Below are 18,843 nucleotides of genomic sequence, written 5' to 3'. Positions count from 1 at the left end.
CACCTGTCAAAGTCGCGAAGGCGCAGTCGAAAGTCTTTGATAACAGGGGATTGCAAACGGGTTATTGGATACCGTTACGACTACGGTGAGCGCATTACTACTGGAAATATATATAGTAAAAACATTAATGGCCATAGTAGGAATCGAAGAGTGTTGTGTGTTCAAACTCGCAAGAACTAACGAACACTTGTTGCGATAATGCTTAGTTGTGCTTGTTTAATGATCGAATATGGTTGTAAGATTTTGTCATCTAGCGTTAATGCTTCTACAATTGGCGCACTAGTAAGCTTTTCGGCGAACTTTACTTCATTGCTAGCCTAGGGCGTTAGCCATGAATAAAGAAGCGCTGAAGTAAAAGTAAAAGTAAAAGGGCGTTGTTGCACGAAGGTGGCCGACCCAATCAAGCGCCAGGATGGCACTTTTGGCCGTTGGGCTTGTCGAAAAGCGGGGCTTGCTACGTCGATGGCTGGCGAGTAGCGGGGTAAGCTTTATTAGATAGAGCAGCAGGTTGCCCTTTTTTGTAGCAGACGCACTATGCCTGGTGGTAAATATAGCGTTTGGATGGACGCGGCTATCATCAGGGGTAGCGCCTTAAATCGGTTAAAATGACCCGTGGAATGCTCGACATGGAATTAAGAGAGTGGTTAATCATTCTAGGATTGGCGTTGGTGTCGCTTATCGTGGTCGATGGAGTGCGAAGGCTCCAGCGTCAGCGTCGGGTACCGCGTCTTGACCAGGCGGTCGATAACCTGCCCAAGGCATCGGTGAACGAGCTCGATGACGAGGCCAAAGAGGCCGAGCTAAGCTGGGAGCTGCCCAACGGCGGTGCCCGGGTCGTCAAGCCCGCCGACTACAGCGGTTTGGGTAAAAAGCCCAAGCTCGAGCGTCAGGACCATCCCGGGCCCTCCAGGGTACTCTCCGATTTCAAGCGTTCGTTTTCCAAAGTGGCGTCCCGCTCTAAAAGCGCGGCAACTAGCCAGCGCTTCGCCTATCAGGGCGGTTTCAGCGAGCGTGATGAAGAAAGCCCCGACGCTTCCCGCGCTGCCCCTAAAGCGAGCGCCCCGGCCAGTACCGCCGAACCAACCCGCGCGGCGAGCCCGAGCGAGCGCTCCGCTGATCAAAGCCCTGTTAAACACGCCCCCGTTGAAGAGCGTCGCGAGCCGAGCCTTTTTGCCGATGAAGCGCCTTTAAGTGAAGCGCCCTCGGCGGCCGAGCCCACCAGCGGCGCAGCCTCCACATCGCAAACACCCCTCGATACGCCGCACTCGCCTGGCGTGGCGCCCTCCGAACCTGCTTTTTCTACTCAGGCGGTTGGCACTGAGCCGGTGGAAGCCGCAGCGCCTAATGAGAGCGAAAAAGCCGATACCGCGACCGACGAGCCCGTGCTGCGCGCCGAGCCCGAAGACGCCGCCTTTGCCAAAACCAGCGAGTCACGTCAACGGCGCCAGCTGCGCTCCAACACCGCCGGTGAACTCGATGACGACGCCATAGACGAGTACCGTCTGGTCGATTTCGAGGGCATGGGCCGCTCCTTCAAGCGTCGCTTGATCGAGCGTCGTCAGGAGCGCGCCCGTAAAAAGGCGGAAAAAGCCGAACGCGTCAAGGCGCTTGCCAAGCAGAAAGCCGAGCGTAAGGCGCTGGAAGCCGAGCAGCGCCGCGAGGCCCGGGAAGCCGCCGAAGCCGAAAAAGCGCGTATTGCCCAGGAGCACGCCCGGGCCCGCGAAACCGAGGCCGCCCACGCAACGGCGCAGTACAACGACGACGAGCTTTATAGCGCCGAGCCTTCGATGGGCGCGCTGCGCGGCCAAAGCGCGAGAGACGCGCGCTTCGACGAAGACGAGGCGGCGTTCGATGAGGCCTACGATGCACCGGCTTTTGACGAAAACGTCGTACGCCCCCATCCGGCGCTCGAAAAAGCGCTGCGCCACGACGTATCGGGCGCGCGCGCCAAAGAGACGCTGACCGACGCCTCGGAAATGGTGGTGATCAGCGTGCTCTCGCGGGACGAAGAGGGCTTTGACGGCGGCAAGCTTTTGGAACTGATGATGGCCTGCGGATTGCGGTTTAGCCGCGAAATGGGCGTTTTCCATCGCTTCGAAACCGAAAGCCCCGATAGCGAGCTGCAGTTCTCCATGGTGAACGTGGTCAAACCCGGCACCTTCCCCATCGAAGAGATGGACGAGTTCGCCACGCCGGGTATTTCGTTTTTGATGCCGCTACCCGGGGCGCTCGATAGCTCCGCTGCGTTCGAAGCGATGGTCGAGACCGCCATGGTGGTCGTACGTCACATGGGCGGCGAGCTCAAGGACGAAAACCACAGCGTCATGACGGCGCAAACCATCGAGTTTGCTCGCCAGCGCGTGCATGAGTTCGAGCGCCGCCACCGCCTGCAGCGCCACACCGCCCGCTAATCGGCTTTTTAAGTGTCTCAAAACACCCGCCTCGCCAGGCGGGTGTTTTTGTTACTAGAGCCTAACGCCGCCAGGCTTTAGGATAGCGCCACTACGTACTGTTTTACGGAACCCTATTGCATGAGCCAGCCTTCCCCCCAGGTGCGTGAGGAAATCGCCGCGCTGCGCGCCGAGCTCGACGATGCCAACCACCGCTACTACGTGCTTGACGAGCCCGCACTGACCGATGCCGACTACGACCGCAAGCTCCAGGCGCTCAAAAACATCGAAGCGGACTACCCGGAACTGGTGACGGTCGATTCGCCCACCCAGCGCGTTGGCGCTGCCCCGGCGGAGGGCTTTCCCGCGGTGACCCACGCGCTACCGATGCTCTCGCTGGACAACGCGTTCAATCGCGACGACGTCGTTGCTTTCGCCGAGCGCGTGGCCGAGCGTTTGGAGCGAACCCCTGACGAGCTCGAGTTCAGTTGCGAGCCCAAGCTCGACGGCGCGGCGGTGTCGCTGGTCTATGAGCAGGGCGTATTGGTAAGCGGCGCCACCCGGGGCGACGGGCGCACCGGCGAAGGTATAACGTCGAATTTGCGCACGCTGCGCTCGGTGCCGCTCAGACTGCGCGGCGATAATGTGCCCGAGCTTTTGGAAGTACGTGGCGAAGTCATCATGCAACACAAAGGCTTCGAGGCGCTCAACGAGCGCGCCCGGGAAGAAGAGAGCCGCGTATTCGCCAACCCGCGCAACGCCGCTGCCGGTAGTCTTCGTCAGCTCGACCCACGGATTACCGCCAAGCGCCCGCTGGAGTTTCACGGCTATCAGGTGGCCAGGTTAGAGCCGGATAGCGGCGATACCACCCACAGCGCGCTGATGGAGCGGCTGAAAACGCTCGGGTTTCGCTCGAGCGCGGAGCTTGCCACGCTCAAGGGGCCCCAAGCGGTCGCCGACTACTGCGAACGGCTCGGCGAGAAGCGCCTGACCCTGGGGTTTGATATCGACGGCGTCGTGATCAAGGTCAACGATCTGCGCGCCCAGCGTGAGCTTGGCTTCGTGGCCCGCGCCCCGCGCTGGGCGGTGGCGTTCAAGTTTCCGGCTCAGGAGGAGATCACGACCCTCAACGACGTCGAGTTCCAGGTCGGGCGCACCGGCGCCATTACGCCGGTTGCGCGGCTCGAGCCGGTCACGGTGGCCGGCGTGACGGTCTCCAACGCGACGCTTCACAACGCCGATGAAATCACTCGGCTGGGCGTCATGATCGGCGACACCGTGGCGATTCGCCGGGCCGGCGATGTCATCCCCCAAGTGGTTCGGGTGGATACCGACAAGCGCCCGACCTCGGCGAAAGCGATCGTGTTTCCCGACGCCTGCCCGGTATGCAGCTCACAAATCGAGCGCGTCGAGGGCGAGGCGGTCGCGCGCTGCTCCGGCGGGCTCTTTTGCCCCGCCCAGCGCAAGGAGGCGCTCAAGCACTTCGCCAGCCGCAAGGCGCTGGATATCGACGGCCTGGGCTTGAAAATCATCGACCAACTGGTCGAGCGCGACTGGGTGCAGACCCCCGCGAACCTTTTCGAAATCGGCGTCGAGCGGCTGGCAACGCTGCCGCGCATGGCGCAAAAGTCCTCGGAAAACCTGGTGGAGTCGCTCGAAAAGGCTAAAAGCACCACCTTTGCGCGCTTTATCTATGCCCTCGGTATTCGCGAGGTGGGCGAGGCCACCGCCGCCAACCTGGCGAGCCACTTCGGCACTCTACAGGCGCTGCAGGGCGCCGAGCAGGCCGCGCTCGAGGCGGTCAACGATATCGGCCCGATCGTCGCCGCCCACGTACATACGTTTTTCAAGCAGCCGCATAACCAGAACACCATCGCCGATTTGATCCGGGTGGGCGTTACCTGGCAAGAGGTGGAAGTCACCCAGGGCCCCAGGCCGCTCGAAGGCCAGACCTGGGTATTGACCGGCAGTTTGGAAACCATGACCCGCGACGAGGGCAAGGCACGCCTTCAAGCGCTGGGCGCCAAGGTCGCGGGTAGCGTGTCCAAAAAGACCACCGGCGTGGTCGCCGGCGAGGCGGCGGGCAGCAAGCTTGCCAAAGCCCAGGAGCTGGAGGTGGACGTACTCAGTGAGGACGCCTTTATTCAACGACTTGCCGAGTGGGAGCAAACGTCATGAGCCGATTTATCGAAGTACCCGCACGGATGCTACCGCCGGAGACCCTCGACGCGCTGCTCCAGGCGTTCGTGACCCGCCAGGGCTACGACACCACCGACACCAGCGGTGAAGGCATGCACGGCTGGGTCATCGAGCTCAAGCGCCAGCTCGAGCGCGGCGAGCTCTTGATCGCCCACGATATCGAACTCGAGCAGACCGAGGTCATGACGCTTGCCCAGTGGCGCGCCTTCGGGCGCGATATCGCCGATGACGAAGAAGAGGGCGACTACTAAATCATGCGGACTGAGCGCGGATCAGCTCGCTGATCAGTCGCCTTCCCGGGTGCAGGTGATCGACGAGCGTATACTCCAGCGGCCGCGGCTCATCGCACATGCTCGAGGCGATCACCTCGGCGCACAGCGGCGTGCTGGCAAGCCCGCGGCTACCGTGAGCCGCGGATATCCAGAGCCCTTCGTGATGGGCGCCAGAAACCGGCGCCACCCGAGAGGCATCCTTCTGGAGCGCAGCATAATCGCTTCGCCACTGCTCGAACACCGGCACGGGCCCGGCGTAGGGCGTTTTGTCCGGGCTCGCCGCGCGTACCGCCGCGCGCCCGGTAAGGCGTTCCGGCGTAAGTGGTCCGCTCATTCGTTCGAGTTCATCGAGCCACTCGGGCAGGGCCGCGCGTAGCTCATCGATATTGCGCTGGTGATCCTCCGGGCGTATGTCGCGCTCGCCATCGTTGGGGATGAAACTCGCCCCGAAGGTGAGTACGCCGTCCGCCGGTGGGCAGAGATAGCCGCCGGCGCACACCACCCGCGTCGGCGCGTTGACGCCGTCGGGCAGCGCCAGCGAACTCACCTGCCCGCGTACCTGCTGAAAGGGGAGTGTGCGGGTCTGTTCCAGTGTATTGGCCAGGTGGGCGTTGGCGATGACCACCTGGTCGGCCTCGGCGCTCGTCTCGTGATCGAGGGTAAGCTGCCAGCCGCCGGGGGTCGGGGTCAGCGCCGTCACCTGGGCCTGGCGGTACTCGATACCCGGGTGCGCCAGTAGTGCTTGGCAGAGTAGCGCAGGGCGTACCCAGCCCGCCTGCGGGTAAACCAGGGCGTGCTCGACGCTGCCCGGCACGCCCGTAAGGGGGGCGAGTGAGCCTTCCTGCGCTTTCACCACCGCCTCGCCGAGCGGATGGCGCTTTAAAAAGCGCCGCTGGCGGTCCGCTTCCTTATCGCTTTGCGCAATCTGCACCACGCCGCAGGGCGCCCAAAACGCATCGTTTTTGGGCACCTCGCCCAGCCAGCGCGCGCTGTACAGAAGTCCGGCTAAATAAAAACGGCTCTGGTCGTTGGTCTCGGTGGCGAGTTTGACGTAAAGCGCGCCCTGGCGGTTACCCGAGCCGCCAGCGCCGGGCGCCTCGGCCTCGTACACCGTCACCTCCACACCGCGCCGGGCAAGTGCTGCCGCGACGCTCGTTCCGGCAAGCCCTGCGCCAATCACCGCGACCCGCTCGGCTTTTTGTACCGCGGGCGGGGTGAACCAGGGCGTCGCGTCGCGGCGGTTATCCACCGGGGGAGATTCGATCTCACCGGCCAGCATCTCGCGCTTACGCCCAAAGCCCGGCACCTTTTTGATCGTAAACCCGGCGGCCTTCAGCCCGCGCTTGACGATGCCGGCGCAGGTAAAGGTGGCAAAGGTGGCGTTGGGGCGCGAGCGCGCCGCCATGGCCTCGAAAAGCGCGGGTTGCCACATGGCCTCGTTTTTCGATGGGGCGAAGCCGTCGAGAAACCAGGCGTCGACCTGACCATCCAGCAGCGCCAGCCGCTCGGTGGTGTCGCCAAAGTGCAGGTCGAGGGTGACGCGCTCGGACAGGTGCAGCCGGTGGATACCGCTGACCGGCTCGGGCCACTGGGCGCATAGCACCTTTGCGTGGCGCGCAAGCGAGGGCCAGGCGCTTAGCGCCCGCTCGAGCGCCTCGCGCTCGAGCGGGTACATTTCTGTGGATAACAGATGAAGCCGAGCATTGGGGGCGGCGTGTTCTTCAAAGCAGGTCCAGGCGCAGAGCATGTTGAGACCGGTGCCAAAGCCGGTCTCGCCGATCACGAAGGGACGACCCGGCGCCCAGCCGGCGAAGCGCTCCGGCAGGCGGTTGGCGTTCAAAAAGACATGCTCGGTCTCGGCGCGGCCATCCTCGCGAGAGAAGTAGACGTCGTCAAAGCGCGTGGAGTGCGGGGCGGCGTCATCCCAGGTGAGCTGGGGGGCGGTTAACGCTTTTAGAGGTGGTAGAGCAGGGTGGCGCTGGGTCACACGGGTATCCGTTGTCGGGGCGTAGGGAAAAGCGATTAAAAAATGACCAATTTGTTAATACGGGCGTTATCTCTCGCTTTAAGAAAAGCGTCCGCCATGTTTTCACAGAGTTTTCCACAGCCTCTGTGCAAAACCCGGCGGTGCCGCATAGCTTTCTTTGAAAATCAAGGCAATACTTTTTTGAAAGGCTTCACCGTTACGGTAGCGTAGACGCCGGCATCCACGTAGGGGTCCTGATCCGCCCAGTTTTGGGCATCATCGAGGCTTTCGAACTCGGCAACGACCAGGCTCCCGCTAAAGCCGGTATCCCCCGGGGTTTCGCTGTCGATGGACGGGTGAGGCCCGGCCAGTACCAGGCGACCCTCGTCGCGCAGCGCTTCCAGGCGGGCAAGGTGGTCCGGGCGCGCCGTCAGGCGCTTTTCCAGACTCTCGGACACGTCTTCACTGATAATGGCATATAGCATGGGGCTTCCTTGGGCGTAAGCGAATGGGTTGGTCTTCGACCAGGCTTTGATGGATGGGCCCGTTGACCGGGCGGGGCCAAGCGCTCACTATAACGCGCTTGCAAGCCGCGAACGGGGCACGGCGGCGGGTCGTATGACCGCTGCATCCGTACTTATACGTGAAGCGCCCCTATTCTGACAAACTCCCCCTACGACGTCATGCCTATGCCCCGACTGCCCGTCACCGTGTTGCCCACTACCTTCGATGCCGATCACCGCTACCCGGTCGATTTGCATATGCACTCCACCGCCTCCGACGGGGCGCTATCGCCCTCCGAGCTGGTGGCGCTGTGCGCAAGTCGCGGGCTCTCCTTCATGTCGCTGACCGACCACGACACCATGGACGGGGTCGACGAGGCCGCCCGCGCCGCCGAACGTGAAGGCCTCTGCCTGGTTGCAGGTTGCGAGCTCTCCACCCGCTGGCAGGGCATCAATATTCACGTGGTGGCGCTGATGCCCGGCGGCGTTCAGGGGCCGTTGGTCGAGGGGCTCGAATTTCAGCGCCGGGCGCGCATCAAACGCGCCGAGGTGATCGCCGAGCGCCTCGAAAAGCTTGGCCTGCGTGACGCCCTGGCCAAGGCGCAGGCCCAGGCCGGAAGCGACCGGCCGCTGGGACGGCCGGACTTTGCCCGGGCGCTGGTGGCCGAGGGTCTGGCGCCGGACTGGGCCGGGGCGTTCAAGCGCTACCTGGGCAGCGGCAAGAAGGGCGACGTCAAAGCGCACTGGCCGGAGATTGGTGAGGCGGTGGAGTGGGTCGTGGCCTCCGGTGGCGTGGCGGCGATCGCCCACCCGCTGCGCTACGGGCTGACACGGCGCAAGCGCGGCCAGTTGATGGATGCGTTTACCGCCGCCGGCGGGCAGGCCGTGGAACTGGTCAGCGGCCAACAGAACCCGGACAGCACCCGGGATTTGGCCCGCCAGCTCGACGAGCGCGGACTTTACGCCTCGCTCGGCAGCGATTTTCACTTTCCCGGCAGCCACTCTGCCCCCGGCAGCATGAGCGAAATTCCGCGTACCGCGGCGTTACCCATCTGGCAGCACCCACGGCTTGTCCACATGCACCAGGCACCCGGCGGGCTGCTCGGCGCAAGCCAGTAGCGTCATCCAGAGCGTAAGGCCTCACTAACCGCTATGCTTGAGGTAGGCCCATCCGGGCGTTTTAACAGCCAAGGAGCGAGTAATGAGCCAGTATTTTCAGATACATCCGGAAAATCCGCAAAAGCGCTTGATCGACCAGGCGGTCGAGATCATCCGTAAAGGCGGCGTGGTTGCCTACCCGACGGACTCCGGGTATGCGCTGGGCTGTCACCTGGGCGAGAAAAAAGCGATCGAGAAGATCAAGTGGCTGCGCTCGCTCGATGACAAGCATAACTTTACGCTGATGTGCTCGGATCTCTCCGAGATAGGCACCTACGCCAAGGTGGATAACGCGGTGTTTCGCCTTCTAAAGGCGCACACGCCCGGCCCCTACACCTATATTCTGGAAGCCACCACCGAGGTGCCGCGGCTTTTGCTGCATCCCAAACGGCGCTCGATCGGCGTACGCGTGCCGGATCACCAGATCACCCACGCGCTGCTCGAGGCGCTGGGCGAGCCCATGATGAGCGTTACGCTCATTCCGGTGGACGAAACGCTCCCGCTGAACGAGCCCGAGGAGATTCGTGAGCGCTACAGTGCCCATCTGGATTTGATCATCGATGGCGGGGCCTGCCATCTGGACCCGACCAGCGTGATCGACCTGCGTGAGCTGCCACCGAAGATCGTGCGGCAAGGGCGCGGCGACACGACCCCCTTTGAAAGCTAGCGTCGGTCCGCCCTGATGAGGGGCGCCGAGCGTTAGTGCCCGGCGCCGTCCTCGTCTCCATCTTTATCCTTTGCTGGCTCATCGCCCTCTCGGTCAGCGTCCTGCTGCGCCTTCTCCTTTTTGCGCTTTTTCTCCTCTTTTTCCTCGCGCGGGTCCTCGCTGAATTCGTCGAGCCAGGTGCCGCAGCGTAGACAATAACGGGCGCGCTTTTCGTGGCGGTCGTGGCCGCAACCCGGGCAGGCCTCTTCCGAGTAGCGGTCCTCGCGAATCGAGCGGATCACCTGAGCGGAGAACACCCCGGTGGGCACGGCGATCACCGAGTAGCCGATCAGCATCAAAATCATGGTGATCGTCTTACCCACTGGCGTGACCGGCACGATGTCGCCGTAGCCCACCGTGGTCATGCTTACGATGGCCCAGTACATCGCGATCGGAATGCTGGTAAAGCCCGCCTCTTCGGATTCGATGGTGTACATCAGCGCGGCGAAGAGCGTGACCACCATCAGGATGCTGCTGAAAAACAAAAGAATCTGACGCAGGCTGCGGTGTAGCGCCTCCAGCAGCATACGCCCCTCGCCGACGAACTCCATCAGTCGCAGAATACGGAAAATCCGCAGCACCCGTAAAAGCCGCACGATGACCAGCGCGTGGGCGCCGGGCACCAACAGCACAAGCCAGGCAGGCAGAATGGCGACCAAATCCACGATGCCGTAAAAGCTCTTGATATAGACCGTTGGGCGTTCCAGACAGTAAAGGCGCACCAAAAGCTCGATACTAAAGGCGGCGGTGAAGCACCACTCCATGTAGAGGAAGATATCGCCATAGCGCTGGGCGTAACCCTCGACGCTACCCAGCAAAATCACCGAGACGCTCATCAAGATCATGACGATCAGCACCAGGTCGAAGGCCTTGGCGGCGGGCGTGTCGGATTCGAAAATGATGTGGAAAAGCTGCGAGCGGATGCCTTCCGGTCCCGGCGCGAGATGAAAACTCATGGCGATATCCTTAAGTAACTAGCCCGCTTAGCTTAGCGCGCTTTCAAGGGCCAGGCGATGCGCCAGGCTCAACGCGTTATAGCCAAACGTAATGCTGGGCACGTTGGGATCGAGCGCCCGGTAAAGCGCCGCGGCGGTGGGGCGAAGCGTCTCGTCCAGATCCTTGTGATCGGCCAGGGTTTTGTAGGCGTGCTCGGCGCTTTCGAAATGCTGGCTTTGTCCGCTGTCCTTGTAGGCGTCCAGGGCAACGGTGGCGCGGTGAAGCCACTCGCCGGGCGTTTCGGCTTCGGGGAGCGACCACTGCCCGTGGCCCAACGCATTGCCCCGGGCGGCCTTGCTCGAATCGCTCGGGCGAAGCGCGGTTTGAGCCGAAAGCGACAGCGCCAGCGACCAAAGCGCTGAGGGCGAGCCCGCCTTGAGTTCGAGCTCGACTTCGCAAATGGTGGCGCCGGCGCCGTTGCACTCGATTTGGCCTTCATCGAGCACCAGCTCGATGCGGCTATCGCTCCAGTCGATCAGCCAGCTGCGCCGGTCGAAGTCGGTACTCAAACTCGGTGTCAGCGCAGAAAGCGCGCCGCCCAATGGGCCTTCGAAAGGGGGCAGGGCCGCAAGCGCCTGGGTATCCAGCCCGTTTTCCACGGCCATCTCCCACTCGTTGCGCGTCGAGAGCCCGCCGCCGCCGTGGCCTTTGGTTTTCACCGTTTGAAGGGTCTGGGTATCACTCTGGCGAAGCCGCAACGCGATCCCGGCGCCAGCCAAATCCCCTTTGGGGGTGTCGAAATAGGTATTTTTGAGCTTTTTTTTCACCGGCTCCTGGGAAAGGGCCGGAAAGCTTAGAAAGGCATCGATGGACGCCGCAGGCAGCGCTAGCTTAAGCTCGACTTCAAGCGGGGCGTGATTTTCCATGACAATAGCTACCTTGCTTTTGTGAACATTGCGTTAAATTTTGACGTCTTTTATGAACTTTTCATGACGGGGGCGGGCGCACTCTTTATACTGGCGCCGCCATTTTCAGGCTTTCCACACTCAGGATGAAAGGCACTATGGTTACCTCCAATCCTTTTTCCGCCATGTTTGGCCGCTCGCCATTCCAGCCGCTTTTGGCCCATATCGTTAAAGCCAACGAGTGCGCCGACCAGCTGCTGCCCTTTTTCGAAGCCTCGCTTGCCGGTGACTGGGATACGGCCGCCACCCTTCGCGAAAAGGTTACCTGCCTCGAGCACGACGCGGATACGTTGAAAACCGAGCTGCGGCTCAACCTGCCCAACACCATGTTCCTACCGGTCTCGCGCTCGGATCTACTCGATCTGATCAGCGTGCAGGATAAGATCGCCAACAAGGTGCGTGACATTACCGGCATTATGCTGGGACGTAAAATGCGCGTGCCCGACGAGCTGGCCACACCCATGCGCGACTATATGCGTACCAGCGTTGCCTGCGTGGCCCAGGCGCGCCAGGCCCTCGAAGAGCTCAAGGAGCTTTTGGAGTCCGGCTTTGGGCGCAACGTGTCGGATGTAATGCACACCATGATTCGTGAGCTGCATACCCTGGAACACCAGGCGGACGATCAGCAGGTGGCGATCCGTCGCCAGCTTTTCGAGCTCGAAAGCCAGCTTCCCCCGGTCGACGTGATCTTTCTCTATAAGATCATCGAGTGGGTGGGCGAAGTATCGGACCGCGCAGAACGCGTGGGTAGCCGACTGCAGATTTTGACCGCGCGTTAAGGGGACCGCATGCAGATTATTGCCCAATATGGCGATGTATTTATCATTCTCGCCTGTGTTTTTGGCTTTTTCATGGCTTGGGGGGTCGGTGCCAACGATGTCGCCAATGCCATGGGAACCTCGGTGGGGTCCAAGGCGATCACCATCAAGCAGGCCATCATCATCGCCGTAATTTTCGAGTTTTTGGGCGCCTGGCTTGCTGGTGGTGAGGTGACCTCCACCATTCGGGGCGGCATCATCGACCCGAACCTTTTGGAGGCGAATCCGCAGTTTTTGGTTTACGGCATGCTCTCGGCGCTTTTGGCCGCGGGTATCTGGCTGATGGTCGCCTCGGCCCGGGGCTGGCCGGTCTCCACCACCCACTCGATCGTCGGCGCGATCGTCGGCTTCGCCGCGGTGGGCCTGGGGGTGGACGCAGTGGCCTGGGGCAAGGTGGGCCAGATCGCCTCGAGCTGGGTGGTCTCGCCGCTTTTGGCCGGTACCATCGGCTACGTGCTGTTCAAGTCCGTTCATCACCTGATTTTTGAAAACAGCGACCCCTTCACCGCGGCCAAGCGCTACGTGCCGGGCTACGTGTTTTTGGTCGGCTTTATCGTCGCCATGGTGACGCTCACCAAAGGGCTCTCCCACGTGGGGCTCGATTTGAGCTTTAGCCAGAGCCTGCTGCTTTCGATTCTGATCGGCGCGCTGATCATGGGTCTGGGGGTCTTGATGCAGCGACGCATCAAGTTCGAGCAAAGTGCCAACGACCACTTCGGCTACGCCAACGTCGAGCGGGTGTTCGGCGTTTTGATGATCTTCACCGCCTGCGCCATGGCTTTTGCCCACGGCTCCAACGACGTGGCCAACGCGGTGGGCCCGCTTGCCGCGGTGATCAGCGTGGTCAGAAGCCAGGGCGTGATCGACAGTGCCGCGCTGGTGCCCTGGTGGGTGCTGGTACTCGGCGGCGGCGGCATCGTGTTTGGCCTGGTGACCTACGGGCATCGCGTGATCGCAACCGTGGGTACCGGCATTACCGAGCTCACCCCGAGCCGCGGCTTTGCCGCAACACTTGCCGCGGCGAGCACCGTGGTACTGGCCTCCGCCACCGGTCTTCCCATCTCGACCACCCATACGCTGGTGGGCGCGGTGCTCGGCGTGGGCCTGGCCCGCGGTATGGCGGCACTGAACCTGCGGGTCATCGGTACCATCGTGATGTCCTGGCTGATCACGCTGCCCGCCGGCGCGTGTCTGGCCATCGTGTTCTTCTTCATGTTCAAGGGCATGTTCGGCTAAAAAGCGCCCCACGCCCCACCCTCTAGCGCGGCACCGTTTTGCTCCTTGCCCTGCGGCAAGATTGGCAAAACGGTGCCGCGCTTTTTGGGCTCTGGTAAAGTAAGTCCTTTGTCGTGACGCAAGCTTCCCATTCACCTGCTGCCGGAGAGCGGCCCCTTGGATACACGCTTCCCCTTTGTCGACTGGTTCCGCAACGCCTCGCCCTACATCAACGCTCACCGAGGGCGAACCTTCGTTATCCTGGTCGAAGGCGATGCCATGGCCTCCAGTCGCGGCGAGCAGCTAATCCAGGACCTGGCGCTTTTGCATACTCTTGGCGTTCGGCTGGTGGTGGTGTTCGGCGTGCGCCCCCAGGTGCAAAAGGCGCTGAGTGAGAGCGGCATCGAGCCGGTGCACGTGGGCGGGCGCTGGGTCGCCGACCGCGCGGTGATGGCTCAGGTGGAGCAGGTGGCGTCGCACCAGCGGCTTTGGCTGGAGGCGCGCTTGTCGCTTGGTTTGCCAAGCTCGCCGCTGCACGGCGTGGAACTTAGCGTGGTGTCCGGCAACCTGGTCACCGCCAAGCCCTTGGGCGTGCGCGAAGGCGTGGATTTCGATCACAGCGGTGAGGTGCGCCGGGTGCGCGGCGGCGCCATCGAGGAGCTTTTGGCCCAGGGGTCGCTCGTGTTGTTGCCGCCGCTGGGGTTTTCCAGCACCGGCGAGGTGTTCGACCTGGATGCCTCGGAAATCGCCCAGCACGCCGCGGTCGCGCTCAATGCCGACAAACTGATTTTATTGGGCGACTCCGAAGGGCTCAAGGACGAGCAAGGCGGCCTTTTGCGCCAGTTAAGCCCGGACGAGGCCGCGCCGCGCTTTGAGAGCGCCGCGCCGGGAAGCGAACTGGCCCGCCATTTGAGCGCGGCGTGCAGCGCGGCGCGCAAGGGCGTGGCGCGCACCCACCTGCTCTGCTGGCACGACCAGGACGCGCTGCTGGGCGAGCTCTTCACCCGGGATGGCGTGGGCACGATGATTACCGAACAGCACTACGAGCAACTGCGCCCGGCGACGCTTAACGACGTGGGGGGGCTTTTAGAGCTTTTGGAACCGCTGGAGCGGCGCGGCATGCTGGTGGCGCGCTCCCGCGAGCGCCTCGAGCACGAGATCGACGACTACCAGGTGATCGAGCGCGACGGCATGGTGATCGGCTGCGCGGCGCTGCACGTCTTTGCCGATGCGGCGATTGGCGAGCTGGCCTGCGTGGCGGTGCACGAAAACTACCGCGGCGGCGAGCGCGGCGAGCGGCTGGTCGAAGCCGCCGAGCAGCGCGCGCGCAGGCAAAGGCTGGCCTCGATTTTCGTGCTCACCACGCATACCGCCCACTGGTTCGTCGAGCGCGGCTTTCAGAGCGCAAGCCTCGAGGACCTGCCGCCGCTCAAGCGCGACGCCTACAACCACGCCCGCAAATCCAAGGTGCTGATCAAAACACTCACTTAACGCAGGCAAGACGGGGCGGGCGAAAAACTGGATAATGGGCGCCATCGCTCAGCCTCGTAAAACGAGTAGGGCACACTCATTGATTCGGACGTCCCCCCATGGAAATCAAAGTTAACTACCTCGATAACCTGCGCCTCGAGGCGAAGTTCGACGACTTCAGCGTTGTCTCCGACCAGCCCATTCGCTACAAGGGCGACGGCTCCGCCCCGGGGCCTTTCGATTACTTTCTGGCCTCGTCCGCCATGTGCGCGGCGTATTTCGTGAAGGTGTACTGCAACGCGCGCAATATCCCCACGGACAACATTCGCCTGTCCCAGAACAACATCGTCGACCCGGAGAACCGCTACAAGCAGATTTTCAAGATCCAGGTCGAGCTTCCCGAGGATATCTCCGAAAAAGACCGCGAGGGCATGCTGCGCTCCATCGACCGCTGCACGGTGAAAAAGGTCGTGCAGACCGGACCGGAGTTTCAAATCGAGGTGGTCGAGAACATCGACGAGGACGCCCAGGCCCTGCTGATGGGCGCGCCTGAAGGCAGCGAGACGTTCATCGAAGGCAAGGATGCGCCGCTGGAGCAGACCATCGCCCGCATGAGCGGCATTCTCAGTGATCTCGGCATGAAAATCGAGATCGCCTCCTGGCGCAACATCGTGCCCCACGTCTGGTCGCTGCACATTCGTGACGCCGCCGCGCCCATGTGCTTCACCAACGGCAAGGGCGCCACCAAAGAGAGCGCGCTCTGCTCGGCGCTTGGTGAGTTCATCGAGCGTTTGTCGTGCAACTTTTTCTACAACGACCAGTTCTTCGGCGAAGAGATCGCGGGCAGCGACTTCGTCCACTACCCCAATGAAAAGTGGTTCCAGCCGGGCCCGGATGACGCGCTACCCGAGGAGATCCTCGACGCGCATACCCAGGCGATCTACAACCCGGAAGGCGAGCTTGCCGCCTCGAACCTTTATGACACCAACTCCGGACGCGTGGATCGCGGCATTGTCTCCTTGCCCTTTGTGCGTCACTCGGATGGCGAGACGGTCTACTTCCCGTCGAACTTGATCGAGAACCTGTTTTTAAGCAACGGCATGAGCGCGGGCAACACCCTGGCGGAAGCCCAGGTGCAGTGTCTTTCCGAGATTTTCGAGCGCGCGGTCAAGCGCGATATTCTCGAGCAGGAGCTGGCGCTGCCGGACGTGCCGCAAGAGGTGATCGCGAAGTACCCGGGCATTAAAGAGGGGATCGAGGCGCTCGAAGCCCAGGGCTTCCCGGTGCTGGTCAAGGACGCCTCGATGGGCGGCCAGTTCCCGGTGATGTGCGTCACATTGATGAACCCGCGCACCGGCGGCGTGTTCGCCTCCTTCGGCGCTCATCCGCGTTTCGAGGTGGCGCTGGAGCGAAGCCTCACCGAACTTTTGCAGGGCCGTAGTTTCGAAGGCCTCAACGATCTGCCGCTGCCGACCTTCAACTCCCAGACCGTGGCCGAGCCCAACAACTTCGTCGAGCACTTCATCGACTCCGTGGGCGTGGTTTCCTGGCGCTTTTTCAGCGCCCAGTCGAACTTCGAGTTCGTCGAGTGGGACTTTTCCGAGGGCGGCACCAGGACCTCGCAACAGGAGGCCGACACGCTCTTCTCGATCTTTGCCGAGCTCGACGCCGAAGTCTACATGGCGGTGCACGAAGATTTGGGCGCGCCGGTGTGTCGTATTCTGGTGCCGGGCTACTCCGAGGTGTACCCCATCGAAGATCTGATTTGGGACAACACCAACAAGGCGCTGGACTACCGCGAGGACATCCTCAACCTGCACCGCCTGGATGACGCGCAGTTGACGGATCTGGTCGAGCGTCTGGAAGAGAGCCAGATGGACGATCATGCCGATATCATCACGCTGATCGGCATCGAGTTCGACGAGAACACGGTCTGGGGCCAGCTCACTATTTTAGAGCTCAAGCTTTTGATCTTTTTGGCGCTGGGCCGCTTTGAAGAGGCGCTGGACTGCGTGGAGATGTTCCAGCAGTACAACGACAACACCGTCGAGCGCGGACTCTTCTATCAGGCCCTCAACGCCGTGCTGGAAATCGAGCTCGACGACGAGCTGGAACGCGACAACTACCTGCCCAATCTGACCCGCATGTTCGGCGAACAGACCATGGCGGCGGTGGTTGGGTCGATAACCGGCGATGTACGCTTTTATGGCCTCACGCCGACCAACCTGCAGCTCGACGGTCTCGAGCGCCACCAGCGCCTGATCGAAAGTTACAAGAAACTTCACGCCGCCCGCGCGCGTCGGGCCTCTTGAACCATTACTCACTGACCGGACATGCCATGACACCGATGAGCCTGACTTCAATCGCTGCCGCCCTGACGCTCGTCTCCGGCGCGAGCCTTGCCCAAAGCGCCGAGCAGAGCCAAAGCGAGGTGCGAAAGCTTTACAGCGGCCAAATGATGCCCGATGAGCAGGTGGCGCTTTCGCGCCATATCGACCGGCTGTTCCCGACCCGTACGGTGAAGGCGGCAAGTTCCCCGCATCAGTTCGGCCAGCGCGACGCTTCATTAGAGAACTTCTCGCTGACCCATGAAGGCGTCACCTACGATATTTATGACTTCATGGCGCTCAACCGGGTAAGCGGCCTGATGGCGGTGCACGACAACGACGTGGTGTTCGAGCAGTACGCCCTCGGCAACAGCGCCGAGACCCCCTGGATGTCGATGTCGATCGCCAAGTCGATCTCCTCGACGCTGATCGGCGCCGCCCTCAAGGATGGCCATATCGAGAGCCTCGATGACGCCGTCAGTACCTACGTGCCCGAACTCGTCGGTAGTGTCTACGACGATGTCAGCGTCGAGCATATTCTGCTCATGGCCTCCGGGGTGGCCTGGGATGAAACCTACGCCGACCCGAACTCGGAGCGGCGCCACATGCTCGAGCTACAGCTCGAACAGCGCCCCGGTGCACTGCTGGATTTCATGGGCGGTTTAGAGCGAGCGGGGGCACCGGGCGAGGTGTGGAACTACAGCACCGGCGAAACCCAGCTGCTCTCGGCGATCATCAACGGCGCGGTGGGTAAAAGCGCCTCCGAATACCTGTCCGAGAAAATCTGGGCCGATTACGGCATGGAGACGGATGCCAAGTGGTGGCTCGATAGCGAAGACGGCCAGGAAATTGGCGGCAGTGGGCTTTTGATCACGCTTGCCGACTACGCTCGCTTTGGCCAGTTCGTGCTGGATGAATATAACGCGCCCAACGTGCTGCCCGAAGGCTGGGTCGCAGAGTCGGCAAGGCCCCATGAGATCGGCGGCGAAGAGATCGAATACGGCTACTCCTGGTGGCCGGAAGGCGAGGGCGCGTTTTCAGCGGTGGGGATATTTGGCCAGTGGATCTTCATCGACCCGGACAACGACATGGTGATCAGTATGACCAGCGCCCAGCCCAAGGCGGAAGCCATGGAGATCGTACCGATCACCGAATTCTTCCACGCGCTGAGCGATCACCTGGCCGGCGAGTAGAGTAATCCGGTTGCAACGCCTGGCCCGCTGGGCGAGGCGCAGGATAGATGGTTTAACGCTCCCGTTCACCCCAAGGAGGCGCTCGTGTTCATCAAGGAACAGCAGTTGGAAGGCCAGCACATCGTGCTCGAGCCACTCAATGCCGGTCATATCGAAGGGCTTGCGCGCGCGGTCAACGACGGCGAGGCCTGGAAGCTCTGGTACGCAAGTGTGCCCCATCCGGACGATATGGCCGCCTACGTAAAGCGCGGGATGGACGCGGCGGCGGCGGGCAACCTCGCTTACGCCGTGCGCCATAACGCCAGCGGTGACATCGTCGGCACCACGCGGTTCTACGGGGTCGATGCCGCCAACCGCCGGGCGATGCTGGGCTACACCTGGTACGCCCAAAGCGTGCGGCGCACGCCAGTGAATACCGAATGCAAGTTGTTGATGCTGGCCAACCTGTTCGAGGCATCGAATGCGGTGGCCGCGGAGTTTCGCACCCACTTTTTCAACCACGCCTCCCGCGCGGCCATCGAGCGCCTGGGTGCCAAGCAGGACGGCATTTTGAGATCCCACCAGATCATGCCTGACGGTTCGCTGCGCGACACAGTGGTCTACTCGATCATCGCCGCCGAGTGGCCGGCGGTGCGCCGCCATCTCGAAAGCAAGCTGGCGCACTTCGCGCCGGCGTAACGAATCGGCCCCGAGCTGGCTTTATCCGCCAAACGAGGCCTTTATCG

At 62.2% G+C, this 18,843-nt stretch carries 15 protein-coding genes; 11 read left to right on the top strand and 4 right to left on the bottom strand.

The window, feature by feature from the left end:
- The first annotated feature begins 626 nt into the window (after positions 1 to 626).
- From zipA to ACWHRL_RS13370, 3 genes are all read left to right on the top strand, one after another.
- The gene (gene zipA / locus ACWHRL_RS13380; protein WP_447896179.1) at positions 627 to 2,411 is read left to right on the top strand and encodes a cell division protein ZipA; all 1,785 of its coding nucleotides are present in this window, start codon (positions 627 to 629) and stop codon (positions 2,409 to 2,411) included.
- Between the two features lie 120 nt (positions 2,412 to 2,531).
- Positions 2,532 to 4,568 (top strand): NAD-dependent DNA ligase LigA, encoded by a 2,037-nt coding sequence (ligA, locus tag ACWHRL_RS13375; protein ID WP_447894048.1) that lies wholly within the window; start codon positions 2,532 to 2,534, stop codon positions 4,566 to 4,568.
- The gene (locus ACWHRL_RS13370; protein WP_447529625.1) at positions 4,565 to 4,840 is read left to right on the top strand and encodes a YheU family protein; all 276 of its coding nucleotides are present in this window, start codon (positions 4,565 to 4,567) and stop codon (positions 4,838 to 4,840) included. Before ligA ends, ACWHRL_RS13370 begins: the two co-directional genes overlap by 4 nt.
- 1 nt (position 4,841) lies before the next feature.
- On the opposite strand, the gene mnmC is transcribed toward ACWHRL_RS13370, so the two are convergent.
- Together mnmC and ACWHRL_RS13360 are read right to left on the bottom strand one after the other, a co-directional pair.
- Positions 4,842 to 6,848: a bifunctional tRNA (5-methylaminomethyl-2-thiouridine)(34)-methyltransferase MnmD/FAD-dependent 5-carboxymethylaminomethyl-2-thiouridine(34) oxidoreductase MnmC gene (gene mnmC, locus ACWHRL_RS13365; RefSeq protein WP_447894047.1), complete on the bottom strand. Its 2,007-nt coding sequence runs from the start codon at positions 6,846 to 6,848 to the stop codon at positions 4,842 to 4,844.
- A 164-nt stretch (positions 6,849 to 7,012) separates the two neighbouring features.
- Positions 7,013 to 7,312, bottom strand: coding sequence for a YciI family protein (locus ACWHRL_RS13360; RefSeq protein WP_447529623.1), 300 nt, complete (start codon positions 7,310 to 7,312; stop codon positions 7,013 to 7,015).
- 204 nt (positions 7,313 to 7,516) lie between these two features.
- Between ACWHRL_RS13360 and ACWHRL_RS13355 the strand changes: the two genes are divergently transcribed.
- Positions 7,517 to 8,449, top strand: coding sequence for a PHP domain-containing protein (locus tag ACWHRL_RS13355; RefSeq protein ID WP_447529622.1), 933 nt, complete (start codon positions 7,517 to 7,519; stop codon positions 8,447 to 8,449).
- A gap of 82 nt (positions 8,450 to 8,531) precedes the next feature.
- On the top strand, positions 8,532 to 9,155 hold the full coding sequence (locus tag ACWHRL_RS13350; RefSeq protein WP_447894046.1) for an L-threonylcarbamoyladenylate synthase: 624 nt from the start codon (positions 8,532 to 8,534) through the stop codon (positions 9,153 to 9,155).
- A gap of 32 nt (positions 9,156 to 9,187) precedes the next feature.
- Here the strand turns inward: ACWHRL_RS13350 and ACWHRL_RS13345 are convergent, their stop codons facing one another.
- Positions 9,188 to 10,150, bottom strand: coding sequence for an ion transporter (locus ACWHRL_RS13345; protein WP_447894045.1), 963 nt, complete (start codon positions 10,148 to 10,150; stop codon positions 9,188 to 9,190).
- A gap of 27 nt (positions 10,151 to 10,177) precedes the next feature.
- A complete protein-coding gene (locus tag ACWHRL_RS13340; RefSeq protein WP_447894044.1) occupies positions 10,178 to 11,056 on the bottom strand; it encodes a CYTH domain-containing protein in 879 nt (292 codons plus the stop codon).
- A 137-nt stretch (positions 11,057 to 11,193) separates the two neighbouring features.
- Between ACWHRL_RS13340 and ACWHRL_RS13335 the strand changes: the two genes are divergently transcribed.
- The 6 genes from ACWHRL_RS13335 (at position 11,194) to ACWHRL_RS13310 (ending at position 18,796) form a co-directional block, all read left to right on the top strand.
- Positions 11,194 to 11,874, top strand: coding sequence for a TIGR00153 family protein (locus tag ACWHRL_RS13335; RefSeq protein WP_447529618.1), 681 nt, complete (start codon positions 11,194 to 11,196; stop codon positions 11,872 to 11,874).
- 9 nt (positions 11,875 to 11,883) lie between these two features.
- Positions 11,884 to 13,149, top strand: a complete 1,266-nt coding sequence (locus ACWHRL_RS13330; protein WP_447529617.1) for an inorganic phosphate transporter — start codon at positions 11,884 to 11,886, stop codon at positions 13,147 to 13,149.
- Between the two features lie 156 nt (positions 13,150 to 13,305).
- Complete coding sequence (gene argA, locus ACWHRL_RS13325; RefSeq protein WP_447894042.1) at positions 13,306 to 14,619, top strand: amino-acid N-acetyltransferase; 1,314 nt, start codon at positions 13,306 to 13,308, stop codon at positions 14,617 to 14,619.
- A gap of 98 nt (positions 14,620 to 14,717) precedes the next feature.
- Positions 14,718 to 16,910, top strand: a complete 2,193-nt coding sequence (locus ACWHRL_RS13320) for an OsmC domain/YcaO domain-containing protein (RefSeq protein ID WP_447894041.1) — start codon at positions 14,718 to 14,720, stop codon at positions 16,908 to 16,910.
- Positions 16,911 to 16,945: 35 nt separating this feature from the next.
- On the top strand, positions 16,946 to 18,118 hold the full coding sequence (locus tag ACWHRL_RS13315) for a serine hydrolase domain-containing protein (RefSeq protein ID WP_447894040.1): 1,173 nt from the start codon (positions 16,946 to 16,948) through the stop codon (positions 18,116 to 18,118).
- An 84-nt stretch (positions 18,119 to 18,202) separates the two neighbouring features.
- Positions 18,203 to 18,796, top strand: coding sequence for a GNAT family N-acetyltransferase (locus ACWHRL_RS13310; RefSeq protein WP_447894039.1), 594 nt, complete (start codon positions 18,203 to 18,205; stop codon positions 18,794 to 18,796).
- The last annotated feature ends 47 nt before the right edge of the window (positions 18,797 to 18,843 follow it).

The organism is Vreelandella sp. GE22, from assembly GCF_968212445.1.
The sequence above is the reverse complement of the archived record's forward strand: the minus strand, read 5'-3'. Positions and strand labels throughout refer to the sequence as shown.

Coding starts and splice junctions, on each gene's coding strand:
- zipA (WP_447896179.1), top strand. CDS start 627: ATGGAATTAAGAGAGTGGTTAATCATTCTAGGATTGGCGTTGGTGTCG.
- ligA (WP_447894048.1), top strand. CDS start 2,532: ATGAGCCAGCCTTCCCCCCAGGTGCGTGAGGAAATCGCCGCGCTGCGC.
- ACWHRL_RS13370 (WP_447529625.1), top strand. CDS start 4,565: ATGAGCCGATTTATCGAAGTACCCGCACGGATGCTACCGCCGGAGACC.
- ACWHRL_RS13360 (WP_447529623.1), bottom strand. CDS start 7,312: ATGCTATATGCCATTATCAGTGAAGACGTGTCCGAGAGTCTGGAAAAG.
- ACWHRL_RS13355 (WP_447529622.1), top strand. CDS start 7,517: ATGCCCCGACTGCCCGTCACCGTGTTGCCCACTACCTTCGATGCCGAT.
- ACWHRL_RS13350 (WP_447894046.1), top strand. CDS start 8,532: ATGAGCCAGTATTTTCAGATACATCCGGAAAATCCGCAAAAGCGCTTG.
- ACWHRL_RS13345 (WP_447894045.1), bottom strand. CDS start 10,150: ATGAGTTTTCATCTCGCGCCGGGACCGGAAGGCATCCGCTCGCAGCTT.
- ACWHRL_RS13340 (WP_447894044.1), bottom strand. CDS start 11,056: ATGGAAAATCACGCCCCGCTTGAAGTCGAGCTTAAGCTAGCGCTGCCT.
- ACWHRL_RS13335 (WP_447529618.1), top strand. CDS start 11,194: ATGGTTACCTCCAATCCTTTTTCCGCCATGTTTGGCCGCTCGCCATTC.
- ACWHRL_RS13330 (WP_447529617.1), top strand. CDS start 11,884: ATGCAGATTATTGCCCAATATGGCGATGTATTTATCATTCTCGCCTGT.
- ACWHRL_RS13320 (WP_447894041.1), top strand. CDS start 14,718: ATGGAAATCAAAGTTAACTACCTCGATAACCTGCGCCTCGAGGCGAAG.
- ACWHRL_RS13315 (WP_447894040.1), top strand. CDS start 16,946: ATGAGCCTGACTTCAATCGCTGCCGCCCTGACGCTCGTCTCCGGCGCG.